Source organism: Bacillus benzoevorans, assembly GCF_014207535.1.
In the GTDB taxonomy this organism is placed as follows: Bacteria; Bacillota; Bacilli; order Bacillales; family Cytobacillaceae; genus Bacillus_BD; species Bacillus_BD benzoevorans.
Genome location: NZ_JACHGK010000014.1, coordinates 27,878 through 46,696 on the forward strand (window position 1 = coordinate 27,878; position 18,819 = coordinate 46,696).

Consider the following 18,819-nt stretch of genomic DNA (forward strand, 5'->3'; position numbering starts at 1 on the left):
TTCTCTTAGATAGCCTTATGTTCTTCTAATACATTCATAATTTGTTGAGCGATTTCTTCAGTAGATCCTTCAAGATACACCGTATTTCCTGTCTTATGTTGAGGAGGGAAAATGGAAAGTACCCTGCTTGGAGATCCCTTCAATCCAATACGGTTTGGATCACATTCAATATCCTGGCTGTTCCATACAGTAATTTCTTTTTTCGCTGATTGCATAATGGACATAGCCGTGGCAAAACGAGGTTCATTCAATTCTTTTGTTGTTGTAATCAATGCAGGTAATTTAACCTTTACTTTTTGTGTACTTCTTTCCAATAAACGAGTCACAATTGCGTGATCTCCGTCCATTTTAATCTCGCTTGCAAATGTAACCTGCGGAATATCTAGAAACTCGGCAACAATTGGTCCTGTTTGCCCTGTATCGGCATCGACTGCTTGACGTCCGCAGAAAATTAAATCGACGTTTCCAATCTTTTCAATTGCTTTTGCTAATGGATAACCAGTTGCTAAGGTGTCAGCACCGCCTAATGCCCGGTCACTGATTAGATATCCATGGTCACAGCCCATCGCTAAAGCTTTCTTTAATGCTTTTCTTCCTTGAGGCGGCCCCATGGTCACAACTGCTACTTCGCCGCCATATGTTTCTTTTAATCTCAATGCTTCTTCAATGGCATTCAAATCAAAGGGGTTAATGACACTCTTGACTCCATCACGATCGATATTATTGGTTTTTGGATTTATTTTAACGTCTACTGTATCTGGCACTTGTTTAATACACACAACAATTTTCATATGGTTACTCCTCCTGCTGCTTATTATTTTTGGTAAAGTTTTGGTAAAATTCGGCCGGCAATGTGTACCATGATTTCTGAAGTACCGCCGCCGATTGCCATACCGCGTGCATCAACCCAGAGACGGCCAACACGTGTATCTTTTGTATATCCGATCCCGCCGAAAATTTGTAAAGCATCATCTGTAATTTCAGTTGTTGCCTCATTACTGTAATACTTCAATAAGGCGGTACTTAATTTAACATCCATGCGATTATCATTTTCCCAAGCCGTTTTATATAAAAGGCTGCGCAAATTCTGCAGTTTAATTTCCATGCGCACTAATTTTTCTTGGATCAATTGATAGTTTTTAATTTCTTTACCGAATGTTGTTCGTTGTGAAACATATGCAGCCGCATCATCCATCGCAGCTTGTGCTAATCCCAAATTATTGGCACATACATTTAATCGTTCAGATTCAAAGTTTTTCATTAAATAGTAGAAACCTTTACCCTTTTCTCCTAAACGATATTCTTCTTTCAACTCAACATCGGTAAAATAGTAGTCACAGAATGGAATTAAATCTGTACCAATTTTTTCAGCTGGAACAATATCAATACCCGGTAAGCTCATAGGAATTAACCATAGAGAGTGGTTCTTATTCGTTCTAGATGGGTCATCATCTTTCGCAACGATAATGCAGTATTCCGCATCTGTCCCATTGGAGATCCAGCATTTATTTCCGTTTAAAATGAACTTATCACCAACTTGTTTTACAACAGTGCTCATTCCTTGACTGTCTGATCCAGCGTTTGGCTCGGATAAAGCCAGAACGATATTGGCTTTACCGGTCGTCCTATATTTTTGCACAATTTCTTCTGTTTGTTCTTTCGTCCCAAAATGAGTTAAATCATTCATACATTGCATGGAGATTAAAAATGGCATCTGAACTCCTGCACATCGTTGTAATTCTTCCAGGACTAAGACTTGGGTCATGCTATCTGAAGTGATTCCGCCCGCTTCTTCTGGTAATCCTAAAAGTCCGAAACCGGCTTCTGTCCAAGATTTATAAATCCAATCGGGCACACGATGATTTTTACACCATTCTTTTACATCTTCTTCTGTGAAATTTCGTTCGCACCATTCGCGAACACTTTCAACCATTAGTTCTTGTTCTTCCGTGATGTGATAATATTCATATGAACTAATCATGATAGAACCTCCATATCTTTTAAAGAAATAATTTTTTAGCCTGTTAAATTGTTTGTTAAATAATTCACATATGATTTCAAGGGGGAGTAAAATGAGTTACATTCTACATTCATTATTCCCACCTATTACTTTATATTTGGCTCTGTTAAACTTGGTTGTTGATTTCCGTTCCAAGCACTTCGCTTTCCGCTCATCTACGCCTGAGCCTCCTCGCCACTTCGTGCCTGCGGGGTCTCGTCTGTCTCGCTGTTCCCGCAGGACATTGAATAAGCTTCCTCGAATCCGCCCACGCACGATGAAAATGCGCTAGCATTTTCGGAGGAGTCTTCGTGCCTTCCACTCCAATCAACAAAGTCCTCCAAAATCAACATTGACCTTTAACACAGCCTTTTATTTAGTAAAAATGCAAGTATCGTGCCAACTTTAAATTTCTTAATTTTCCAGATGCCATTCATTATTTGTACCTAAAATAAGTTATGCCAATACGTTTTGATTGATAAAAGGCCTTTATTCACCAAACAATGGCCCATAGCAAGTGTTCACAGATACGAATATGTATCACTTCTTACTCAACAGGACCTATTGTGATGCAAATGTGTATCACCTAAGATGATTAAACTCGGTTTAATCGCCTTTATTGATACATAACGAAATCAGTTATATAGGTTTGTATCATTGTATATTTAAATGTAAATATTTATTTACTATTACAAACTTGTTAACGCTAAGCGAGGCGAAACTGTGTACCTCGCCCTTGTCCCTTTATACAATAGTCCACTAAAGACTTTTTATTTATTTTCCCATTAGCGAGTCTGGGCATCTCCTGCAGGAGAACAATATGATCGGGAATTTTATATTTAGCTATTTTGCCAATAGCGTATTCTTTTAATGTAGTTTCTGTTTCTTTACAATTCTCTTTTAAGGTGATGCAGGCATAAGTCCGTTCACCTAGTATGTTATCTGGAATTCCAAAAACATAGACTTCTACAACTGAAGGGTGAGAGAAATAAATACATTCCACTTCTGCAGGGACAATATTATTGCCGCCACGAATAATGAGGTCTTTTTTTCTTCCTACAATTTTGATGTAACCTAATGAATCAACGGTTACCAAATCACCTGTATGAAACCAGCCGTCTTCATCAATGACTTCTGCTGTTTCCCGAGGCATTTGATAGTAGCCCTTCATTAAGCCTTCACCTTTTACAGCCAATTCGCCCACTAATCCCTGACCGGCAGATGAACCTTCCTCATTAATTACTTTCAACTCTACTCCTTCGAAGATACGGCCGGATGTTTGAAAACGGCGATCCATCGAATCATATAAACCAGTCATTGAAATACCCATTGCTTCTGAAGAACCATAAAGATTCATAAGTTCAACGTTAAACTCAGAGTATATTTGTCTCATGATGGTTTCAGGGCAGGGCGCTCCTGCAACGATCCCTGTCCTAAGGGAGGATATATTCCTCTTATCATTTCTAAAATGTTCAAGCTCACGAATAAACATAGTAGGTACGCCTAAATGGACAGTTACTTTTTCCTGCCCAATTAAATCCAAGGTCTCTATCGGCCGATGTTTCTCCATTAAAACAATCTTTGCACCAAAAAAAAGCGGCATTAACACCCCTGCCAACAAACCAAAGGTATGACCACATGGCAGGGGAACCAGCACTGTATCTTGACTTGAACAATTGATCCGGAATCCAATACTTTTTGCTGACTGAAACAGATTATGCGGTGTCACTTGAACGCCTTTCGGATGACCTGTTGAGCCTGATGTAAACAGAATGGCATATAAATCTTCTTTAGGATCTATTTCTACTTGATCAAAAATACTATTCTCACCAATTTTCAGCAGGTCACCTAAATGAAGCAAGTCTATATATGAATCATACCCATCTTCTTTAAAACGGGTAGTAACAATTAAGGGGAATTCATAGTTTTCTCTGAGCCATGACAACTGAGACGAATTTGAAACAAAGACTGCTTTCGGATCAATGATATGAATGCGCTGCTCTAATTCTTTCCCTTTTAATGCGCAATTGCATGGAACAGCAATAGCTCCTATTTTTGCGATCGCCATATAGAGAGCAATAAATTCATACCAATTGGGCAGTAATATCAAGACCTTGTCATTTTTTTGAATGTCTAATAGGGTTAGAGCAGAAGACAGCTGCTGAACTTCTTTATTAAGCTCCCCATAAGTAATTCTCAGCTGCCCATCGAAAATGGCTTCCCTTTCAGGAGACCGTTCCCCCCAGTAATCAATTAGATTTCGAAATGATTTTTCTGTGTACATCTTACATCGCCCCGATTATTATGGATTATCCGCAGCGAAACTCTATTCCCATTGTTCCAACTGGAAATTCCCATTTTTCCAGAATCGTTGATCCGCATAGTACACGGCAAGTACCGCATTCTACACATCCTGCATAATCAAAGTGAACATCACCCTTTTCATCCACTTTATATAATCCGGCAGGACATGCCAGCTCCAGCTTTCTGAATTCCTTCATATCAATATTTCCTGATTTTAATACGATATGAGCATTTTCTTCATCAACATAAAATTTATCGATACCCAATTTTTCATCGACATTAACTTTACTCATAGTGCACGGACTCCTTTCATTGCATCCTTCGCAATGTTCATGATGCCAACCTTCTTCACATGCTTCATCATATTTTTCATTAGAGGCTTTGCAGGCTCTCCATTCATGACAAACATCTGCGCCATTACGTCTGCAGCCAGGCGAGGATAGCCATCAAATATTCTTGGGGTTTCTTCTAAGAAATGAGGGAATTTCTTATAGTGTTTCAAATCCTTCATGACAAAGCTCGCATCTAAAAAGTCTTGATAGGATTTAAGGGACTGTTCACTGAAGTCTTGAGCCTCTTTCGCCTTTAATACAGCATTCGCTGCACATTCTGCTGATGCTGCGGCAAAGTCCATTCCACGAACGGCATAACCGAGGTTAATACAGAATCCCGCTGCATCCCCTACGACCAATACACCATTTCCAATAATTTTAGGCACCATCGTGATACCAGCCTCAGGGACAAGGTGTCCGGAATACTCAATTAACTTTCCGCCTTTTACGAGCGGTTGAATCGCTGGATGATTTTTAAAGTTTTCCAGCATTTGTGGGACAGATATGTCTCCTTTGACTAATTCACTTAAGGTACTTACGACACCAATCGAAATGCTGGATTTATTGGTATAAATAAATCCGCCTCCAACACGACCGCCAGAAGGTGTCCCCGCAAACAGCCAAGAAGTACCTTCTTCGCCATTACATTGGAACCGATCCTCAATGACATTTTGCGGCAATTCAATCACTTCTTTTGCTCCAACAGCGACTTGATTCGGTTGTAATTCCCCGCGGAAGCCTAGTTTTTGTGCTAAAAGAGAGTTAACACCATCAGCTAAAATCGTAACATCTGCTTCCAACTCATCTTCACCAGCGACAACCCCGCAAACTTTACCGTCACGGACAATGAGATCGTCCACACGGATACCGTTAATAATGCTGACGCCTGCTTCTTCGGCCTTTTCTGCTATCCATTGGTCAAATTCACCGCGGAGCACTGAATAGGAGTCACTGCCTTGTACGCCGAGCATTTCAGATTGAAAATCAATGGTAAAATTACTTTCTTCTGTCATCAAACTAATTTTTTCACGTGTTATTTTTCGTTGCACTGGAGCTTCAGCGGCAAAGTTTGGCATAATCTTTTCCAGACTATGACTGTAAATCCGGCCGCCGGTCATATTTTTACTGCCTGAGTAATTTCCACGTTCGACTAATAAAACTTCCAAGCCTTCTTTTGCTAATAAATAGGACGTAACTGTCCCGGCAATCCCTCCGCCAACAACGATGGCATCAAATTTTTCCTCCGACATTTTTAACACCCTTTCGGTCTCTTCCTTAGTAAGAAGCGGAAAAACCAGATGGAGTTTTTCCGCTTTTTTCTCTGTCGTTTAGTTGTTAAACTGTCAATTAATAAAATGAGTAACTTATAAAATGAATAACATATTTGACTGTTAAACTAGTACTTTATTAAAATGTTCTGTTAAGGCAGGTACTACTTTATATAGGTCACCTACGATGCCATAATCCGCATATTTAAAAATAGGAGCGTTTTTATCTTTATTCACAGCAATCACTACTTTAGACTGGTTGATTCCAACAACGTGCTGAATTTGACCAGAAATTCCAAGTGCAACATAGATATCCGGTGAAAGCATTAAGCCCGTTACCCCAATATAAAGTTCCTTCGGCATCCAGCCTTCGCCGTCAGCAATTGGACGGGAACAGCCTACTTCCGCACCGATTGATGCAGCAAAGTCCTTAATCATATCAAGGTCCTCTTGCGCAGCAAGACCGCGTCCAATTCCCACAACGCGTTTTGATTTATTTAAATCAGCAGAAGTTTTAGGTTTCTGTTCTTTACTAACTACTTTAATCGTGAAAGCAGGTGCTACGAATGCAACTGTTTCTACTTCGCTCTCTAACGTTACTGGTTCTGAGTCAGCAAAGACACCAGATCCTACAGTGACAATCGCAGTGGCAGTAACGGCTTTCTCCTTGCGGACAGCAGCGCCGCCATAAACCATATGTTTGGCTTCTCCAGCACTTGTTAATTCGGAAGCATCTGTAATAACACTTGCTCCCAGCATCGCAGCCAAACGTCCAGACACTAGCTTACAGCGTTTAGTAGGCTCTACTAATAAGAAACTAGGTTTAACCTTTTCTACTAGTGCAGCAATTGTTTCTGTATAATCTTCAAACATGGCATCTGCTTGTGCAGGGATATGCCATACTTTATCAGCAAAGCCGCCTTGTGCCTCACCAATTACAATGGCTTCTACACGATCGCCTAATTGACGAGCCCCATTACATAGTTCAATAAGAGTACTAGTTTTTTCAGCAAATACTAATATAGTCATTATCTTCACCCACCTATCGTAATTCTACAGCAATTTTTTCGATAAATTGTTGAATCGCGTCATCTGAGCCGCCTTCAATCACAATCTGCTTCCGCTCAACTTGTTTAGGAGCTTTTGTTTCTAGAACCTCAATGGAATGAGCCGGAATAGTTAGGTCTGCATCACCTGAACTCCAAACAGTGGAAGGTTTTTTGCCTGCGGATAAAATTTGTTTCATACTTGGAATACGCGGCTCATTGATGTCTGCAGTAACGGAAAGCACAGCTGGAAGCGGTACTTCCAGGGTTTCAACTTCATCTTCTAAAGTACGTTCAACGATAGCTTTACCGTCAACAACAGAGATTTTGCTTACGCTGTTAATAGTTGGGACGGAAAGAAGCTGTCCTAATTGTGCTCCTACTTGTTGCGCATATAAATCAGAAGACCCATCGCCGCAAAGAATAAGATCATAACTGCCAATTTTTTCAATGCCTGCTTTTAAGGCTTGAGCAGTTTGATGCGTGTCCATATTGTCTAAGCTGTCGTCCGCAATAAGGTATAAACTTTCAGGACCACGGGATAACACATTTTTCTTTAATTTAGAGTCATCGATTTTAGCTGCGCCGGCACTTAATGCCAGTAAGTTTCCGCCATTTGCTTCCACAAGCTGTGCACCTGCTTCAATGCTGTTTATATCATAGTTACTTATTGTAAGCTTTGCCTTGTCTACAGAAATGTCACCGTTAGAGTTAACCATAATGTCTTGTTCATCTGGAACGACTTTAAAACAAGCGATAATATTCATCATTTCACCTCAAGTTAGTAGTAAACTAGTCTAATAAAAAAATGGTGGAATCCAGGCATTAAATAGATGTAATCTATTTAATGCCTGGAAGGGCTTTCATAAAGAATGTTTATGAAATAGCAACTTTTCAAAGTATTGGATGATGATCAAACTAAAAGTATCTTGTTATTTTGCATATTTTTTAATAATTTGACGACCAGAAATATGAACCATAATTTGGTCAGTACCACCAGCATATTGGTTCCCACGGCAATCCTGCCATAATCTGCTTGTTCTTGAATCTGTCGTATAACCAAGACCGCCAAAGATTTGCATAGCATCTGAAGCCACTTCAGTAGATGTTTTACAAACATAGCGTTTCACAAGTGCACTGTCTAAACGTACAGGAATGTTATTATCCATTTTCCAAGCTGTACTATATAATAGATGTCTCATCGTTTGTAATTTAATTTCCATATCCGTGAGCATTTGTTGAATTTGCTGGAAATCTCCAATTGGTTTTCCAAAAGCAATTCTTTCCCCTGCATACTTCGCAGCATCTTCCATCGCAGCCTGCGCCATACCTAAGCTGTGAGCTGCAACAAATAAACGCTCGATTTCAAAATTTTTCATTAAGTTAGTGAAGCCTTTTCCTGTTTCACCAACTTGAGCGCTTTCGTCTACTTCAACATTGTCAAAGTACATTTCACAGAAAGGAACGCTCGTTTGACCAATTTTTGATAATGAAGCTGTTTTCAATCCTGGTGTATCTTTAGATAAAAGGAACATCGTCATACTTCTATTTGATGGGGATGGATCTTCCTCTTTTGCAATAACTAGAACGTAAGGGTTAATTTCACCATTTGTTACCCATGTTTTTTGACCGTTAATCACAACTTTTCCGTTGCCTAAGCGCTTAATCGTTGAAGTCATAGAGCCGTTATCAGAACCTGCTCCTGGCTCAGATATTGCAATAGAAATAGGGCATCGGCCAGTTTCCTGATAGATATCCATTACTAATTTAACTTGTTCTTTGTTACCAAACTCAACAATATCCCATAATGTAAGGGTGTTAAGGAAGAATGGAAGAGATCCGCCAGCAGCCCGGCATGTTTCTTCTACAAGAGTTACTAATGTTTGAACATCGCATTCGGTTCCGCCTAAATCTTCAGGAAGACCCATAAATCCAAATCCTGCATCTAAATAGGATTTATATACTTCATCTGAGAAACCGTGATCAGCGTATGCTTTTCTTAATACATCATCTGGAAGATACCTTGCGACCCATTCTCTTGCACTTTCAATCAATAGTTCTTGTTCTTCAGTTCTGCTAAAATCCATTTATGTTCCCTCCTAGAATAAGCTCTTTTTGTTTCTACACTTACTATATTTGCAAGTACCGTGCCAACTTTTTTATATCAACCTTAGACACCGTAGAATCCCTTTTACATCGCCATTTAGAACGGTTTTCAGCCGAAAAATGATAGATTTTTGCCTCGATCCAAAAATACTTGTATGCCAACTTTAGAAGTCCCACAGATACAAATATGCATCACCTTTTGACCTAATTGAACGAAAAGAAGCGTTTTCGATTCAATTAAGTATCTCCTAAGAGTAATAAAATCGTTATAGAGAATCAAAATAGAATCACTTTTCTAATAATCACTTAAAACTAACTCATTTCTTGTTACCTTATCTATTACCCTAAACGTATACTAGAAGATGTTACTTGATTCCAATAGCACCCATGAGAACAGCAACATATGTTGCTATTGTAGGAATGAGTAATCCTATCACAAATACATATTTATACGTGTCTTTCATCGTTGAATTTGTTACCGCCAACATCGTTAATAATGCACCACAGTTAGGAAGAATGGCCGCAGTAGAGGCCACAGAAGCAATTCTATGGAAAACTTCTGGACTAATTCCTGTTGTTTGGGATAGTTGATAAAACGTATCACCAAAAGTAGAAAGGGCAATTCCCATACCTCCTGCAGCAGAACCTGTGATCATAGACATAACTTGTACAGAAATTGCTTCGGTAAACAATGGATTATCAGAAAGATTAAATAACATAGTAGTGATATCCGCAAATGCCGGGACTGCAGCAATAACAGCACCAAAACCAACAGCGGCACTAGTATTTAAAATAGCCATTACTGAACCCGCGCCACCCCCATTAATAGAGGGAATGAATTGCTTCCAATCCTTTAAATTTAAAAGCATGCTGCCAACGATCCCGATTAAAAGAGCATAGATAGCTTCTAGTTTCACTACATTAAGGAAAATAATTACAAGCAACAGTGGGATAAAAGATAAGATCCAGTTTGGAACTGCTTTTTCTTCACCTTGTTCAGCCGGCTTGCCGTTTGATTCCGGTTCTACATATCCCTCTCCTTTAGCAGTCAGTCTCTTCTGACTAAAGGCTAAGTAAAGATATCCACCGACAGCCATAATTAATGCCGTCACAATCCCGATAATAGGCGCAGCTGTAGGGGTTGTATGAAAGTATGGCATTGGGATTAGGTTGTGTATCTGTGGTGATCCAGGTATAGAAGCCATTGCATAAGTACCAAGTCCAAGCATGATGGTAGGAACAATTAATTTCCTTGAGATATTCGCTTCACGGAATAATTCAATAGCGATTGGATAAATAGCAAACACGATGACAAAAACACTGACTCCGCCATAAGCTAAGATGGATGTAGCGAGCAAAACGCCAAGAAGGGCTCTCTTCGTACCAATTAATTGGGATACCTTTACAGCAATTGATTTAGCAGCACCGGTCGCTTCCATCAATTTACCGAATATGGCTCCTAATAAGAACAGCGGAAACCATTTCTGAACGAAGCCAACAAGACCAGTCATATAAGTATTTGTATATGCATCAAAAAAGTCTAATCCGCTCAACAACGCTACCACACCTGCTGCCAGCGGCGCTACCCAAATAATGGACCAGCCAATATAAGATAAAGCTACAAGCACTGCTAAACCTATAAGAATACTAACCATCTATCATTCACCTGATTTCTCAATGTTTTGACAATACATATTATAATTTCCGGGGTAACTATTCATTTCAAATTGTCTTTCAATAATCATCATACAAACATTACATTTCGGGCTGCCCGTACCGTGCCTCAACCCTCAGAGCCAAAACAATTAAGAATGGATAGGGAACGGGCTGCCCGTCATTTCATTTCCCCTCGTCAAAAGGGAGCACACATAAGCGCAGATGATGCTTTATCGCAGCGTAGGGAATCATCATCTTCCATAAGAAGATCTATGATTACTAATTCTATTTATCTTCAAAAACCGGCGAACGTTTTTCTAAGAATGCCGCAATTCCACCCTTAGCATCCTCACTGCCAATTGCAAGGCCGCCCAATGCTTTTTCCAAACGTAACCCTTCTTCTAAAGACATTTGCATACCCTTGTTTATGGCAATTTTGTCATACTTTATTGAAAGAGGAGCATTTTGTGCAATGGTGCGAATCAATTCTTCTGCTGCAGGGATCAATTCTTCTGGTTCCACTACCTTGTTTACCAGCCCAATTTCTTTTGCTTCATCGGCTTTGATCCTACGGCAGGTGTAAATCAATTCTTTGGCAACACCGATACCAACTAGTCTTGGTAAACGCTGGGTTCCGCCATAAGTTGGGATCAAACCTAAAGTAGCCTCAGGTAAGCCCATTTGTGCCTTTGTGCTCGCTATACGGATGTCACATGATAACGCTACTTCCAAACCGCCGCCTAAGCAAAAACCATTTATTGCAGCAACAACAGGGCGAGGGTAATTTTCAAGCAGTGCTAAAGTTTGATAGGTTTCTTCTACTACGTCCATGAAACGTTCGCTTACATTAGGGCTTTTACCAGGAACTTCTGCCAATAATTCAGTAATGTCAGCACCCGCAATAAAGCTGCGTCCTTCACCGGTAATAATGACGCCACGGATTGTGCGAACATCTTTATACATCGTTTCTACAATGTCGCGCAATTCGCCAAGCAACGCAGCGTTAAGCGCATTGAGTGCTTGAGGGCGATTCATCGTAATATAGGCAATGGAATCTTTCACTTCATATTTAATATTTTGGTAATCCATTTCTTTCCTCCTACCTTCCTAGTAACCAGATTTTTATAGTCCCCTTGGCGTTCTAACTTGTGAAATAAATCACAAGGTAGAACGCATTTCATCAGGGATCCCACGATAAACAAGAGATTGTTTATATTTGTTATTAAACTAGTGTTGGAACCTTGTCCGCCGCGATTGCTCCAGACTTGTACATTTCTTCGATTTGTTCATCAGTGTAGCCAAGGGATTTAAGAATTTCTTCGTTATGCTCTCCCAAATGCGGTGCTCTATTACATGGCGGTGCTACATTGGCAGAGAACTGTACTGGTGAGCAAGGGAAAGCTATTTCTTTACCGCTTTCAAATTTGAATTTAGTAAGGTTGCCATTTGCCCAGCCCTGCGGGTCTTTATGCACATCAGCAAAGTGTCTAACCTCTTCACAAGGTACATCATTAGCAGTAAACTGCTCAATCCAATATGCTCTGTCTTGGGATGCAAAAGCCTCATCCAGTATGGCAACCATCTCAGGTCTGTGCTTCTTAACCTGTTCTAAAGTATTATAACGAGAATCATCAATAAGGTGATCAAGACCTAATACTTTACAAACTGTTTGATAGAAACGTGCATATTCGATAACTGTAAGCATGAACCACTCGCCATCCTTACAACAATAAGAACTCATAAGCGGGTGATTCGGCTCTGTACGGGATTTCGGGAAAGCATCTCCATACTGAGTAGACAAAACCATCATTGCATAAGCCCAAGTAGCAGTACCAAGCAAGGAAACTGAAACTCTGTCACCTTCACCTGTTTGACGCTGTTTAAATAGAGCACCTAAAATACCGGCAGCAAGGCCAAGGCTTAATGTATGGTCACCTGCACCAGATGGGGAATTATTTGGAGCATAACCAGGTTGGGTAACATCCAAGAGAGCACCCGTTCTTGACCAGAAAGCTGTAATATCGAAGCCAGGTTTATTAGCTTCAGGTCCTTCAGCCCCCAAACCATTAACATGAGCCCAAACTAACTTTGGAAACTTTGCATGTAATGATTCATAATCGAGTCCGAGCTTTTTCAGTGATTGTAATCGAGTGTTACTAATGAATACATCAGCTGTTTCAAGAAGCTTATGAAGCGCCTCCTTACCTTCAGGAGCTTTCAAATTAAGTGAAATGCCTTTTTTATTTGCATTCTCAAATTGGTAAATCGGACTCTCTTCTCTAGTGTTAGGCATACCCATACTTACGCTATAGCCACGAATCGGATCTGGCCCGGGACCTTCAATTTTAATAACATCTGCACCCCAGTCAGCAAGTATACGCGCTGCAGCAGGAGCTGCGGCATAGTTTGCTAGTTCAACAACTTTGACTCCTTTTAACACAGTACCGAATTCCATTTTTTGTACCTCCTAGTTTTTCTTATGATATTTACCCCAAGTATTGGAATAAAGTCAATAACCTTCAGAAAGGGAATGGCCTTTCTAAAATTCCTCCTTAGAAGGAGTATGATTATCACCATCTCCCTTACTATCCATTTATGCATTTTTCATACCAACTCGGTGCTTTTCATGTATTTTTTTTTGAACAATTAAGGACAAAAAGAATAATGAATGGCTGTTATTCTATATATAAAGGAAACTTTTTATCGATGTGAAAAAACTTCAATGGCAAATAGATTGAGGCATCAGCAATGAAAAGGACCTGCCTTCAAAACAAATGACCGATCCAATTATTCATCTATTTTCATAGATACAAATATGTATCACTTTTTAATTAAAAGAACCTATCATGATTCAAATAAGTATCACCAAAAATGATTAAACCCAGGATAATCATTTTTATTGATACAAAACCAAATCAGTTACCTTCATTAGTTTAAGTTCCTTCAGACGGAAGTTTGGGGAACTTTTGGTATAATAATGAACCTACTGTTACTAAAGTCACTATCTGGACATGTAAAGTTAAATACCTTGTCATAAAAATGACATCTTTACTATCATGGATGAATCTCAATGTAAATTATAATAAACCTTGAATATTTTAATACATCAATAAGACCTCATAGATTAAACGAATAGATTTTCCAACTTGCATGTTGAAATAAAACATTTAATGAAACCGCTTCGAAATTCGGCTCTGATGAATACTCAATAGAATGAAAACGCATACGCAGATAAAATCAAGAAACTGCAAATGATTATTTTAATATCTTTTATGGGGGTTTTGATATGATATTAGAATCTGGTTACTCAGTACTAAATGGTTCCTTATTCAATAACTATAATGATGGAATTATTATTGTTAATGCTGAAGGATTCATAAAAGATATTAATCAGAAAGCATGTGAAATGCTTAGTATTTACAGAAGAGAAGTAATAAATGAATCTTTTAATAGAACTTTTCAAGATTTACTGCAACTAGACAATCTTACAGATAACACCATTTACGTAAATGACTATTGTTTATCCGTTAAAGTGATTCCAACTCCATTTGGAACTAATATATTGTTAGAAAACAGGTCTTATATAGAAGAAATATCTAGTAATATTTTCGATAATAATATGAACAATATAGTTAAATTACTTAATTCATCTGACGATGGACTCTCAATAGTCGATAGGGATGGAATAATCATCCATGCGAATAAAACCCTGCTGCATAATCTAGAAATAGCTTCCAAAGAAGTCATCGGCAGGGTTTCAACGTCTCTTGTCAGTAATGGAATTATTAACGAGGTTACTTTTCGACACGTATTAAGAAATAAGAAAAAGGTCGATCTCAAACAAGTAGTCACTCGAAGAAAGAATCGATTATTGACAACGGCGGTACCTATCCTTAGTCCTAAAGGAGAAATAGAGTATATTGTTTCAACAAGCAGGGATTTAAATCGAATGCAACAGATTTCCCGCACAGCAAACAAAACAACTCTTATCGCTCCTAAGCGCAGCACGAATGAAGTCGATGACTTTATCAAGATGTTAAGAAATGAAGGCAATGTTATTGAATCAAAATCAATGGTAGACGCTTTTATAAAAATTAAAAAAGTGAAGGATACTGAAGCACCTGTACTATTAATAGGAGAAACAGGAGCAGGAAAAGAAGTGTTCGCTAACACCCTTCATGAAAAGGGACTCCGCAAAAATAGGGCCTATATCAAGGTGAACTGTGGTGCAATCCCTTCAGAATTATTAGAATCTGAATTGTTTGGTTATGAAGACGGTGCCTTCACTGGAGCCAAAAAAGGAGGTAAAAAGGGATTATTTGAGCTGGCAAACGGCGGAACAATCTTTCTCGATGAAATTACCACATTATCCTTACCGCTCCAATCAAAACTTCTGCGTGTTTTGCAAGAACATGAAATCATGCGAATTGGGGGAGCTAAGACAATAAAGATTGATACCCGGATCATTGCTGCAGCTAATGATCTCGATAAAAAACTAAAAAATGGGGAATTCCGGGAGGATTTATATTACAGGTTGAATGTGGTTCAAATTAAAATCCCGCCTCTGCGTGATAGACCTGAAGATATAGCCCAGTTAGTAACTCAATATACAACTAGGCTAAATTTAAAATACAACAAAAATGTATCTTTTTCTTCCAGTGCGATGGCTCTGCTTAATCTTTATACATGGCCCGGGAATGTAAGAGAATTGATAAATGTGATTGAAAAATGTGTGATCTTATCTAATAAAAATATTGTGGACACGAGCGATCTCCCTGAAGAGATTAATTCTGATGTAGTAGATAATGGAGAAGAGTTGGAAGGTTTAAAAGAGGTATTATATAAAACAGAAAAGGCATTAATAGAAAAATCTATGCTCTATTATGGAAGCACACGAAAAGCGGCCAAAGCATTAGGCGTGAGTCAGCCAACAATCGTACGAAAACTGCAGCAGTATGCCGATTCCAGCGAAATCACTAAATAGGATCCCTCTATCTAACAGATAAATTCTATTTAGTGTTTAGAGAACTTGTTAAACCCCATGACTTCATGCCATTGATTGTTGTTCTTGAATCGTTGAAGCCACCCGCTTGAATTTGATAACTTAATTATAAAACAAAAAAGGAGGGATTCCCCAAGGTAAATGGGGGATCCTTCCTTTTTTTGCTTAAAGGGACTTTTTCAGTGCCTCTATTGATGAGAGCTGTTTTTCGTATCCTATCTATTTAATGTGCTTTCGTTTCTAAAGCTTGTCCAGCAGTGGTGATCACTTTTTCCCCTTGTTTGTTCGCTGTGAAAACAGCCAAGGCCGCGATGATTCCCGGAATACCAAATATCATGAAGTTCATTTGTACTGTTAACTGGGAAGCTAGTAATATACCGCCGATGGCTGGTCCCAGGATGCCGCCAATTCTACCTACTCCTAATGCCCATCCGAGCGCTGTTGAACGCATGGTTACAGGATAAAATTGAGAAGTATAGGAATGGGTAAGGTTTTGTGTTCCAACGGTTGCCGCTCCTGCAATGGCTACAATGATGTATAATACAGCCATATTCATCGCATTTCCAAATCCAAGGCTCGTAATCGAAACAAATGCCAGCAGGAAAAAGATAATAAGCGCCCGCCCAACGCCCCAGTGATCGGCTGCCCATCCCATTAGAATTGCCCCGACTGTAGCGCCAACATTTAATGCCAGCAGAAAGCTTAAACTTGAACCAAGAGGAAATCCTGCTTCATTCATAAATTTAGGCAGCCATGTATTCAGACCATAGAGCATAAGCAGTGACGACGCATAGGTTAACCAAATCATCACGGTTAAAAGAGCCCTTTTTTCCGTAAATAAATTTTGAACCGGTGATGAAGCTTCTTTCGGTTCATTTAAGACAAAAATCTCATTTTCAGCCGGTTTATAGGCCGGATTTAACTTAACAAGAATTTTCTGTATCCCTTTATCATCATTTTTAGTTATTAACGTGCCGACTGAATCTGGTAATGACTTTATTAGGAAAGGTACGAATAGTAATGGAAGGGTGCCAAAGAAGAAAACGGACTCCCAGCCAAAATTTGCAATAAGAATCATACTTAGAAAGGCAGCGACAACCCCTCCGACGGAATATCCAGCCATAATTGAAGCAATCATCCGGCTGCGTAATCCTTTAGGGGAGTACTCACTAATCAAACCAATGACATTCGGCATCATGCCGCCTAATCCTAACCCGGTAATAAAGCGGAATAAACCAAACATTTTCGGAGTTGGTGCTAATCCCGACAGCAGCATAAACAAACTGAAAATGGAAACACAAATTAAGATGATCTTTTTTCGTCCTAATTTATCCGCTAGTGTTCCAAAAATAAATGCCCCGAACATCATGCCAAATAACGCATAACTCCCAAACATTCCGGCCTCAACAGAAGAAATCTTCCATTCTTCCATAAGAGTCGGAACAACTGCTCCATAGATGACTAAATCAAAGCCATCAAACAACATTAAGAGTGCGCCCCAGAAAAGCAGCATTCCATGAAACTTATTAAACTTTGTTTGTTCAACCAATTGTTCGGCATTTGTTGTGACCTGCATGTTTTCTCCCCCTTAGCTTTATCCTCTAAATCAAACTTTTCGATCTGCTGAAATTGTTTTTCATATCCCTACATCAATTTGCGATAGCAGTATAATAGTTTGTGACCATTATCATACTATTTATAGTATTAAATAACTTTTGATTTAGTAAATGGTATCTTTCCACTTTTCCCATTTTTATATATAATCTGAATTCCATCAGCAAAACAATAGTGACCCTTTGGCCACTATGAGGAATATTTGTGACAAATATGTGACCCAAACTGCTTATTTTATACATTATCATCTTTTATCATTTGCTGAACAGGGCATTTTGTAATATTTAGAAAAATAATAATAGTGAAATAACTAGAATTCTCCATCAGTATAATAATAGATAAGCACTGATGTTTTGCAAGAAGATTAAATTCATATGGCTGATCGGCGAAAGAATTACTATTCTGGGCAACAGAAATAATAAAGCCTAAATCTCTATAAGATTTAGGCTTCTAAAAAAGTCTACAAGCTGCTCTACAATTTCCGAACATCAAAGTTTTCGGCTGTTTTTGAAAAAACTGCTGCTCCTTTTAGGGGCAGGTATTTTTTAAATAGAAGGATGGCGCCGCTGATGCTGACTGCAGCGAGTATCAGCGACATGATGCCGATAAGGATATGGGATGATTTTTCAGCGGACATGACTTCTTGTTCCAGCTTCTGAATGGTGTGCTTTTGCGCAGCAATTTGCTTTTGATAGCCCGCTTGTATGTCATTTATTTGCGCATAAGCAGCTTCCACTTTTTGCGCATATTCTTCCCCTTTTGCCCCTTCTTCGGCCGCATTCATGATCTCTTTTTCGGCAAAAACGAACCACTCTTTGTTTTTTGTCAGAAGGATATTTAATTCTTCCGCAGCGGTTAATTTTTCCACATCTTCCATATGGTAAACCATTATCGCCGCCTGCTTTTGGAATTGTTTCTTGTCTAACTCATCTCCGTTACTTCCCAAGAATCCTTGCAGGGTCCCCTCTCCAGCTTTCCCTGCTGCAGCCAGCCCTTTTTCGGCAATGAGCAAGGGCATTTCTTTTTCAGCTATTTGCTCCACTTTTTTCTCGGCGGCATGAACGGCGGCATAATCATATACCCCTAAAGCAACCGTGAAGAAAATAGCTGTGAGAAATCCAAGCCATCTATTTATTTTAAAAAAACTTTTTCGAAATTTCATTTCAATCATCACTCCGAAATGTCATGTTTTTAGTTCCTTCATACTACTTCAAGAAATTAGTATAGTTAAAAATGAAAACTTTGGCTATGATCTCAGTCAATAAAATAGGGGAATTTACTCATTCTTAACGTTTCCTTTACTATTTTGTAATGTAAAGCAAACGCTGATTGATTCATATGAGAATATTCGATGGCGGGACTGCTTGCGGATGGTGTTGCAGATAAAAATGTTTGCAGAATATTGGAATGTGGAATGAAAATAAAATAGGGACGAAAACTATAGGAATGAATATGGGATGAAAAAACGGAGCAGATTTAGCAGAGGGCAAAA

Annotated in this window: 14 protein-coding genes; 1 reads left to right on the plus strand and 13 read right to left on the minus strand. The window is 39.0% G+C overall.

Features of this window, described 5'->3' with window-relative positions; all coding sequences use genetic code 11:
- Positions 1 to 5: 5 nt before the first annotated feature.
- From HNR53_RS17165 to HNR53_RS17215, 11 genes are all read right to left on the minus strand, one after another.
- Positions 6 to 791: an electron transfer flavoprotein subunit beta/FixA family protein gene (locus HNR53_RS17165; protein ID WP_184528270.1), complete on the minus strand. Its 786-nt coding sequence runs from the start codon at positions 789 to 791 to the stop codon at positions 6 to 8.
- A gap of 23 nt (positions 792 to 814) precedes the next feature.
- Positions 815 to 1,981, minus strand: a complete 1,167-nt coding sequence (locus HNR53_RS17170; protein WP_184528272.1) for an acyl-CoA dehydrogenase family protein — start codon at positions 1,979 to 1,981, stop codon at positions 815 to 817.
- Between the two features lie 724 nt (positions 1,982 to 2,705).
- A complete protein-coding gene (locus HNR53_RS17175) occupies positions 2,706 to 4,283 on the minus strand; it encodes a class I adenylate-forming enzyme family protein (RefSeq protein WP_184528274.1) in 1,578 nt (525 codons plus the stop codon).
- 25 nt (positions 4,284 to 4,308) lie between these two features.
- A complete protein-coding gene (locus HNR53_RS17180) occupies positions 4,309 to 4,596 on the minus strand; it encodes a ferredoxin family protein (protein ID WP_184528276.1) in 288 nt (95 codons plus the stop codon).
- Complete coding sequence (locus HNR53_RS17185; protein WP_377802001.1) at positions 4,593 to 5,894, minus strand: FAD-dependent oxidoreductase; 1,302 nt, start codon at positions 5,892 to 5,894, stop codon at positions 4,593 to 4,595. The genes HNR53_RS17180 and HNR53_RS17185 overlap by 4 nt, the downstream gene beginning before the upstream one ends.
- A gap of 132 nt (positions 5,895 to 6,026) precedes the next feature.
- Entirely contained in the window at positions 6,027 to 6,932 is a 906-nt protein-coding gene (locus HNR53_RS17190) for an electron transfer flavoprotein subunit alpha/FixB family protein (protein WP_184528280.1), read from the minus strand.
- A 13-nt stretch (positions 6,933 to 6,945) separates the two neighbouring features.
- Positions 6,946 to 7,719, minus strand: coding sequence for an electron transfer flavoprotein (locus HNR53_RS17195; protein WP_246439647.1), 774 nt, complete (start codon positions 7,717 to 7,719; stop codon positions 6,946 to 6,948).
- Positions 7,720 to 7,881: 162 nt separating this feature from the next.
- Positions 7,882 to 9,036, minus strand: coding sequence for an acyl-CoA dehydrogenase family protein (locus HNR53_RS17200; protein ID WP_184528282.1), 1,155 nt, complete (start codon positions 9,034 to 9,036; stop codon positions 7,882 to 7,884).
- Between the two features lie 384 nt (positions 9,037 to 9,420).
- Positions 9,421 to 10,710: a GntP family permease gene (locus HNR53_RS17205; RefSeq protein WP_184528284.1), complete on the minus strand. Its 1,290-nt coding sequence runs from the start codon at positions 10,708 to 10,710 to the stop codon at positions 9,421 to 9,423.
- Positions 10,711 to 10,996: 286 nt separating this feature from the next.
- Complete coding sequence (locus tag HNR53_RS17210; protein WP_184528286.1) at positions 10,997 to 11,800, minus strand: enoyl-CoA hydratase/isomerase family protein; 804 nt, start codon at positions 11,798 to 11,800, stop codon at positions 10,997 to 10,999.
- A gap of 133 nt (positions 11,801 to 11,933) precedes the next feature.
- Positions 11,934 to 13,166, minus strand: coding sequence for a CaiB/BaiF CoA transferase family protein (locus HNR53_RS17215; protein ID WP_184528288.1), 1,233 nt, complete (start codon positions 13,164 to 13,166; stop codon positions 11,934 to 11,936).
- Between the two features lie 831 nt (positions 13,167 to 13,997).
- On the opposite strand from HNR53_RS17215, the gene HNR53_RS17220 reads away from it, so the two are divergent.
- Positions 13,998 to 15,695: a sigma 54-interacting transcriptional regulator gene (locus HNR53_RS17220; protein WP_184528290.1), complete on the plus strand. Its 1,698-nt coding sequence runs from the start codon at positions 13,998 to 14,000 to the stop codon at positions 15,693 to 15,695.
- A gap of 241 nt (positions 15,696 to 15,936) precedes the next feature.
- Here the strand turns inward: HNR53_RS17220 and HNR53_RS17225 are convergent, their stop codons facing one another.
- Complete coding sequence (locus HNR53_RS17225) at positions 15,937 to 17,289, minus strand: MFS transporter (RefSeq protein ID WP_184528292.1); 1,353 nt, start codon at positions 17,287 to 17,289, stop codon at positions 15,937 to 15,939.
- Between the two features lie 510 nt (positions 17,290 to 17,799).
- The gene (locus tag HNR53_RS17230; protein WP_184528294.1) at positions 17,800 to 18,489 is read right to left on the minus strand and encodes a hypothetical protein; all 690 of its coding nucleotides are present in this window, start codon (positions 18,487 to 18,489) and stop codon (positions 17,800 to 17,802) included.
- Positions 18,490 to 18,819 lie beyond the last annotated feature (330 nt).